The 544-nt window shown below is 41.2% G+C and carries 1 protein-coding gene; it reads left to right on the top strand.

Annotation, left to right across the window (positions count from 1 at the left end):
- Positions 1-68 precede the first annotated feature (68 nt).
- Positions 69-544, top strand: a 476-nt coding sequence (locus tag ABD223_RS43420; RefSeq protein WP_344044230.1) for an outer membrane beta-barrel protein, incomplete at its 3' end; no start/stop codon positions are given.

Genomic DNA, 544 nt, shown 5'->3' with positions numbered 1-544 from the left:
TTAGTACATCTAAGAACCATGGGCTCGTCAATGCATTTAACAACGATACGCAGAACGGCACATCTACGATAGATACCCTGTACTCGAAAAACCAAGAAGACGCTACGCAGAACAACGGAGTGGATGTCAATTTAAATTACCACTCGGACAAACTCAACATAAATATTTCCAACCGGATGACCTACCGGAACCAAAAGCTGACAGACAGTTATCGGGATATCGACCTGGCAAGAAACTTCTGGCAAAACAATCTAAACGCAAATATATCCTACCGGATCAGCAATAGCAAAAGCGTAAACCTAGGCTATCAGAATAATACAAACGTCCCTAGCTTTTCGCAGTTGCAACCTCTTCAGCCGCCGACGAATGAGCTCTATAGACAACTCGGAAACCCGGATCTAAAAAGAGAAGTGAACAATACTTTAAATATCAACTTTAGTAAGTTTAGTTTGCTCAAAGCATCTTCTTTCAACGTAAATGCGTCAACAAGCTTCACAAACAATGCTATTGTGAATAACTCAATAACGGATAGCGTCGGAAGAAC

It is taken from the genome of Saccharothrix xinjiangensis, from assembly GCF_039527585.1.
Lineage (GTDB): Bacteria > Actinomycetota > Actinomycetes > Mycobacteriales > Pseudonocardiaceae > Actinosynnema > Actinosynnema xinjiangensis.
This window is presented reverse-complemented; position numbering and strand designations above follow the sequence as displayed.